The sequence below is a fragment of the Roseateles sp. P5_B10 genome (assembly GCF_056400485.1).
Window position 1 is genome coordinate 1 of record NZ_JBFULE010000487.1, and the last position, 4,017, is coordinate 4,017.

General features: G+C 71.4%; 6 protein-coding genes. All 6 read left to right on the forward strand.

The features are described 5' to 3' along the window. The first annotated feature begins 169 nt into the window (after positions 1–169). Positions 170–625 (forward strand): Rrf2 family transcriptional regulator, encoded by a 456-nt coding sequence (locus AC1DU6_RS22425; RefSeq protein WP_477859707.1) that lies wholly within the window; start codon positions 170–172, stop codon positions 623–625. After that, on the forward strand, positions 622–954 hold the full coding sequence (locus tag AC1DU6_RS22430) for a metal-sulfur cluster assembly factor (protein WP_477859709.1): 333 nt from the start codon (positions 622–624) through the stop codon (positions 952–954). Before AC1DU6_RS22425 ends, AC1DU6_RS22430 begins: the two co-directional genes overlap by 4 nt. Before the next feature lie 8 nt (positions 955–962). Beyond that, complete coding sequence (locus AC1DU6_RS22435) at positions 963–2,063, forward strand: hypothetical protein (RefSeq protein ID WP_477859711.1); 1,101 nt, start codon at positions 963–965, stop codon at positions 2,061–2,063. After that, positions 2,038–3,228, forward strand: a complete 1,191-nt coding sequence (locus AC1DU6_RS22440; protein ID WP_477859712.1) for an NnrS family protein — start codon at positions 2,038–2,040, stop codon at positions 3,226–3,228. The genes AC1DU6_RS22435 and AC1DU6_RS22440 overlap by 26 nt, the downstream gene beginning before the upstream one ends. A gap of 17 nt (positions 3,229–3,245) precedes the next feature. After that, positions 3,246–3,914 (forward strand): hypothetical protein, encoded by a 669-nt coding sequence (locus AC1DU6_RS22445; protein ID WP_477859713.1) that lies wholly within the window; start codon positions 3,246–3,248, stop codon positions 3,912–3,914. Beyond that, on the forward strand, positions 3,911–4,017 hold a 107-nt coding region (locus AC1DU6_RS22450), incomplete at its 3' end, for a DUF3079 domain-containing protein (RefSeq protein ID WP_477859715.1). The genes AC1DU6_RS22445 and AC1DU6_RS22450, both read left to right, overlap by 4 nt.

The window sequence follows — 4,017 nt, forward strand, 5'->3', positions numbered from 1 at the left end:
CTCCAAGGTGATGGAGACGCTGGTGTGGCTGCGTGTGCCGGGTGACATCGTGTTCGCCGCGGGCAGCGTCTTCCTGGCCGTGTATGCGCTGTACCTGCTGCGCCGCCCCGCGGCGGACCGCCTGCCTGCAGGCGCCGCCCCGGCCCGTGGGCGCTGAAAGGATTGAAAGATGAGACTCACCGCCTTCACCGACTACAGCCTGCGCGTGCTGATGTTCCTGGCCGCCGAGCCCGACCGGCGGGCCACGGTGGGCGAGATCTGCGCGGCCTTCGACGTGAAGGCCAACCACCTCACCAAGGTCGTGCACCACCTGGCCAAGCGCGGCTGGGTGAGCACCGTGCGCGGCAAGGGCGGCGGCCTCACGCTGGCCCGGCCGGCGGCGCAGATCCGCATCGGCGAGGTGGTGCGTGACACCGAGGGCCAGGCCCTGCCGGCCGAGTGCTTCTCGGCCGAGGCCAGCCATTGCGCCATCGTCAGCCACTGCCGGCTCAAGGGCGTGCTGGGCGAGGCGGTGCAGGCCTTTCACGCCGTGCTGGACCGCTACACGCTGGCCGACATCACGGCCAACCGTCAGCAGCTGGTACAGCTGCTGCACTTCATGGCGCCGGCGAGGGCGGCGCCATGACGGGCATGGCCTATCCCTACGAAGGGCCGGAGGAACTTCGGCAACCCATCCTGGCGGCGCTGCGCCGCGTGGTGGACCCCGAAGTGGCGATGTCCATCGTCGATGTCGGCCTGGTCTACGGCGTGACCGTCGAGGCCGAGCGCGTCAAGGTGCTGCTGACCATGACCTCGGCCGCCTGCCCGGTGGTGGACGTCATCGTCGACGACGCCTGCACCGAGCTCGACAAGGTCGTGCCGGCCGACCAGCGCATCCATGTCGAGGTGGTGTGGGAGCCGCCCTGGACGACCGATCGCATGAGCGACCGGGCCAAAGCCTTCATGGGCTGGTAGGGCAGGGGATGCGACGCGCTCCGGGTCTGCTGCCGCGACTGGCCTTCGCGGGCCTCGCGGTGGTGGCCATGGTGGCCGGCATTGCCGGCGGCTTGGTGCGCGCCGGTGTCGCCGTGCCCGTGGCGAGCGCCGCCGTCGCCGCCCATGCCTTCCTGATGATCTGCGCCTTCATGGGCACCGTCATCGGCATCGAGCGCGCCGTGGCCTTGAAGCATCCGGCAGCCTTTGCCGGCCCGCTCGTCTCGGGCGCTGCGGGCCTGGTGATGCTCTCCGGCGCGCCAGGCCTGGGCGCATGGCTGGCGGTGGGCGCGTCGCTGGCCTTTGTCGGCGTGAACCTGGCCGTGGTCAGGCGGCAGCGGGCCGCGCACACGCTGCTGTTGCTCGCCGGCGCAGTAGCCTGGGCGGCCGGCAGCCTGCTGCACGCGCTCGGCCTGATGGCCGGCGCCGTGGTGCCGCTGTGGTTCTGCTTCCTCGTGTTCACCATCGCCGCCGAGCGGCTAGAGATGACGCGGCTGATGCGCCGCCATGCCGGCGCCGGCCCGGCCTTGCTTGCCATCCTGGCCGTGGCGGCCTGTGGCGCGGTGTTGTCCGGCCTTGTCGCGGACGTGGGCGGCCTGCTGTATGGCTTGTCTCTGGCAGCGCTCGCCAGTTGGCTCGCGGTGTTCGACATCGCACGCCGCACGGTCCGCGCCGCGGGGCTGAGCCGCTACATGGCCCTGTGCCTGCTCACCGGCTACTTCTGGCTGGCCGTTGCCGGCCTGGCCTGGGCGGGCACGGCGCTCGGCCTGCCATGGCGCGACGCCGCCATGCATGGCCTCGCGCTGGGCTTCGTCTTCAGCATGGTGTTCGGCCATGCCCCGGTCATCCTCCCCGCCGTCGCCCGAGTGAAGCTGGCGTTCGGCTGGCCCTTCTATGTGCCGCTGGCGCTGCTGCATGCGTCGCTGGCCGTGCGTCTCTTTGGCGGCTTGTTCGACGCCCGAATGACGGCCGCAGGCGCGACCGGCAACGCGCTGGCCATCGCTGCCTTCGTGCTGACGCTGGCCGGAGCAGCCATCGCCTGGCGAGCTCAACGGAAACCAACACATGATGCCCTTGCTGAGAATCGATGAGCCTCCGCCGGCCGCGCCCGCGGGCTTTGCGCTGTTCGCGCTAGGCTTTCGGCCCTTTTACCTGCTGGCCAGCGTGTTTGCCGCGCTGTCCGTGCCGCTGTGGGCGCTGCAGTTCTCGGGTCTGCTGGGCCACGCCTATCTGGCCGGCCCGATCTGGCATGCCCACGAGATGCTGTTCGGCTTCACGCTGGCCGTCATCGTCGGCTTCCTGTTCACGGCCGGCCGCAACTGGACCAACCTGCCCACGCCTACCGGCTGGAAGCTTGCCGCGCTGGCCGCGCTCTGGATCGCCGCGCGCGTGCTGGTGTTGACGCCTTTTGCGCTGGCCGCTGCCGCTGCCAACGTTGCCTTCCCGCTGGCCGCGGCCATCAGCCTGGCCGTGCCTTTCGTGAAGGCTGGCAGCCGGCGCAACTACTTCTTCATCGGCCTGCTCGCGCTGCTGGCGCTCGCCGCTGGCAGCGTGCACCTGGCGCAGTTCGGCGTCGTCGCGGTGCCCGGCTGGCTAGGCATCCAGGTTGCGCTGGACGTGGTGCTCTTCATCCTGGCCGTCATGGGCGGGCGCGTCATCCCGATGTTCACGAACAACGGCGTGCCGGGCGCGGGCGCGAGCCGCAACGCCTGGGCCGAGAAGGCGGCGCTCGGCGGCGTGCTGGCCCTGCTCGCTGCCGACGCGGTGGGCCTGCACGGCTGGCCGCTGGCCGCCCTCGCGGCCACCGCGGGTGCCGCCCATGCTTGGCGCTGGGCGCTGTGGCGGCCCTGGCGCACGCTGCGCGCACCCCTCGTGTGGGTGCTGCACCTGGCCTACCTGTGGGTGCCCGTACACCTGCTGCTGCGCATGCTGGCCGAAGCCGGCTGGCTGATGCCGTCGCTGGCCACGCATGCGCTCACCGTGGGCGCCGTCGGCGGCCTCGTCATCGGCATGATGACCCGCACCGCGCGCGGCCACACCGGGCGGCCCTTGAGGGCTGACCGCTTCGAGGTCGCCTGCTATCTGCTGGTTGCCGCCGCGGCCGCCGTGCGCGTGCTTCTGCCTTTGATTGCGCCTGCCCAGATCGTCCACGCGGCCCTGGCCTCGGCGCTGCTGTGGTCGGCGGGCTTTGGCCTGTACGCAGTGCGCTACTGGCCGGTGCTGTCCCGCCCCCGCGTCGATGGCCGCCCCGGCTGAACTCAACGAGAACCAACATGAAACTGCCCGCCTACTTCGACCAAGTCCCCCGCCTCAGGATGCAAGACCCGCTGGCCCGCGTGCTGGGCTGCGCCGAGGACGGCATCCTCGACTACGGCTTCGCCGACGCCGTGCGGCTGACGGGCCATTCCTGCGTGGCCGTCGCGTCGGCCTACTGGCTGACCTGGCTGGCGCTGGAGCAGCTCTACCCGGACGGCCTGCCGCAGCGCGGCGGCATCAAGGTGGAGTTCCGCGACGATGCGCGCTCCGGGGGGACCGGTGTCGTCGCAACGGTGGTGCAGATGCTCACGGGTGCGGCGGGTGGGTCCGGCTTCAAGGGCCTGGGTGGGCGCTTCAGYCGGGCCGGCCTGATCCGCAGCAAGCCCGACCTGGTGCTGGCGCTGCGCTTCACCCGGCTCGACACGCAGGCCGCCGTGGACGTGGGCGTGGACACGACCTCCCTGCCGGGACAGGCGGAACTGGATGTGCTGGTGGCGCTTCTCGCCTCCGGCAAGGCGGCGCCTCAGGACGAGAAAGACCTCGGCGAGCTGTGGCAGGCGCGCGTGCGCTCGCTGCTGCTGGAACGCGGGCGTGATCGCACGGTGTTCATGGTCCGGCCGGTGCATCGGCTGCGCGGCGCGGCCGGCTTCCCCCACATGCCGGAGGCCGCAGAGGCGTTCGCGTGAGCAGGAAGTTCCCGATCCGGCCGGCCAACCCCGGGCGCATCTGCTGGGGCTGCGACCGCTACTGCTCGGCCGAGTCGCTGCAATGCGGCAACGGCTCGGTGGC

Bases quoted from the DNA above. Each gene is read 5' to 3' on its own strand.
- AC1DU6_RS22440 (WP_477859712.1), top strand. From the start codon at position 2,038: ATGATGCCCTTGCTGAGAATCGATGAGCCTCCGCCGGCCGCGCCCGCG.
- AC1DU6_RS22430 (WP_477859709.1), top strand. From the start codon at position 622: ATGACGGGCATGGCCTATCCCTACGAAGGGCCGGAGGAACTTCGGCAA.
- AC1DU6_RS22435 (WP_477859711.1), top strand. From the start codon at position 963: ATGCGACGCGCTCCGGGTCTGCTGCCGCGACTGGCCTTCGCGGGCCTC.
- AC1DU6_RS22425 (WP_477859707.1), top strand. From the start codon at position 170: ATGAGACTCACCGCCTTCACCGACTACAGCCTGCGCGTGCTGATGTTC.